Raw genomic sequence first — 2,485 nt, forward strand, 5'->3', positions numbered from 1 at the left:
CTCATGCTTTTTATTATGCCATTAACTGAATCTTTTAAATGTGATCGATTTTCGCCAATTAAATTGATCTTTTTCTGATTTTCTTGTGATCGATTGCTTACATAATGCCCCGCTTTTTGAGCAATTACTACCACTACCAACCCCCTGACTGGTGCGTTAACTTAATTAGAATTTAAAACACCACAATCTAAATTTTGTACATTTTTTTTGTTTTGTAACACAAATGCCCAATTTTTATTTGGCTGGCTAAATCCTGATACAATATACCTATTATTTCCTAAATGAATAAAACCAGCAGGTTTTCCTGGTAGGCGAATTACTTTATCCAAGAAAACCCCTTTTTCGCTTACTCCTAAAAAAAGAAGCTCTCCAATCCCTTCATGTACCAAGTCTTTATGAGACAAAATAATTGCGCTTTTATCGTTAACCACAACTCTTCCCCCAGTAGTTAAANAGAAGCTCTCCAATCCCTTCATGTACCAAGTCTTTATGAGACAAAATAATTGCGCTTTTATCGTTAACCACAACTCTTCCCCCAGTAGTTAAAGAATAAACTTGATGAACAGTATCATTTTTTCTATAGAAAACACCTTCACTCGGCTCATCTTTAATACCACCTTGATAAGAGCCAGTCCATAAAATACCGCCATCAATATCGGCAATACTATCAACACCTATATAACCATAAGGGTCATTGGCTTCAATATATTGTAGCGAGTATCTATTATCCCAAATTTTTAACTCAAAATCACTGTCATTTAGTTTGAACAATGCTGTCGAGTACCGATCAATTGATTTAACATTGTTGTTTTCACAGAGCTTGAAATTAGTTGAATATTTAAATTTTTCTGCCTCACAAGCAGCAACAAAAATAAATACGTAAACAATAAACGAAGTATATTTTAATATTTTCATGCTTTTTTCCTTCAATAAGCTACAAAAGAATATTAGCATTTGGAGTTAGTACTGCTCGATCATAATGAGTACGCTCCCCGACTTTACTAAGTGGAATTTTATTAAGTATTGCGTGTTGTTTTAAGATCCGATTAGTTGTTGCCATAACATGGCCTTCAACTATTTGTTTATCCATAGCATTCGGTTGATTATATAGCCCATTTGCGAATCCATTGCTCTTTATATAATTATAGGTGGTCAACTTATGAACTAACTCGTGAGTTACACTTCTAAGTCCTGATAATTTTACAAAGTTATTTTCACCATATGCTTTTGCCAAAGAACTACTCATTACGTTAATTGTAATGGGACTATCGGATTCACTCCCGGCATTATTATATGAAGTTCTAATTGCTTGAATAGTGATCTTGTTGCCTTTCAATAAACTCCATCCTTCATCTGTTTGCGCAAACTCGTCAACAGAATTGCGGACTAAATCAATATCCATTTGATACTCACCAGTTATCTGCACAAACTTCCTTGAAAAATCAACTCTTTTTTTCCTTTCCTCATCACTTAAATTTGATTGAGTCACATTCTTTGTTTGCCCACCATCAATTGTTATACCTGTTGTTATATCTGAGCCTTTAGCTACACTGTTGCTCCCCCCTTGATAAGCCGCCCTAAAAGTCCCCGTCACAGCCCCATTAAGAAATTTTCCACCAGTTGCTTTAGAGATTATCCCTCCAACTATAGCACCAATAACAAAATTACTACCGTTATAATTAAAGTAAGACCCAACAAAACCTCTACCAAACTTTCCTCCATTCAAAGCATCAAAGGTGCCATTAAATACCGCTTGACCAAAACGCCCTCCTACTTTACCGGCAATATATTTACGCGCATACGCTTTAGCTCCGGCAATAAGCCCTTGGGTTAAATTACCACCTGATGCAATAGTTACTTGAGCCGTTGCTATAGCGCCGCAAGGACCACAAGTAACGGTTGCAATTGCAATATATAAATCACTTATCCAACCATTTTTGGGTGTTAATAATCCCCATAAGCTCGTAATCTTCTGTAACCGCTTCAATCCTCCACTCCGCTTAAACCCAGTAGGATCAGTAAAAGCCAGTGGATTATTTCTTACATAACTATAGCGATTATAACCTTGAGAATCAGTCATACCGTCAATATATGGATCAGCTTGCAAAAAACGACCAAGCCTTGGATCATAAATCCGCCCATTCATATGAATAATACCAACCTCTTCAGCCATCTCGTGTCCGGTGTAGCCTCGATTGGTAATATCTATTGCGCTTAACTTGATACTGGTATCTTTTATTTGCCAATTATTTGGTAGACGCTTTTCGCCAAACGCATCAAAGCTAATTTCTTGAACAACCTCACCTAAACTATTGGTGATTACATCTGTTGAACCAAGATGATCTACATGAACATAGCTAACATCTTTATTGTAGTGGTCAAGTAACTTTGGCCACAGATTTAGAGTTTTTCCAATAAATATCTTCCGCTATGTTTGGTGTTAAGCCGTTATTAAAAGTATGTGGTCTAACAGAGTTATAATAAC

Annotated in this window: 2 protein-coding genes; both read right to left on the reverse strand. The window is 36.2% G+C overall.

Translation table 11 applies throughout. The features are described from left to right. Window positions 1–161: 161 nt before the first annotated feature. On the reverse strand, window positions 162–431 hold the full coding sequence (locus tag ABVT42_RS22020; RefSeq protein WP_367024485.1) for a hypothetical protein: 270 nt from the start codon (window positions 429–431) through the stop codon (window positions 162–164). Window positions 432–934: 503 nt separating this feature from the next. Then, window positions 935–2,422: an RHS repeat domain-containing protein gene (locus ABVT42_RS22025; protein WP_367024487.1), complete on the reverse strand. Its 1,488-nt coding sequence runs from the start codon at window positions 2,420–2,422 to the stop codon at window positions 935–937. Between the last annotated feature and the right edge of the window lie 63 nt (window positions 2,423–2,485).

It is taken from the genome of Aliikangiella maris (assembly GCF_040719265.1).
Lineage (GTDB): Bacteria > Pseudomonadota > Gammaproteobacteria > Enterobacterales > Kangiellaceae > Aliikangiella > Aliikangiella maris.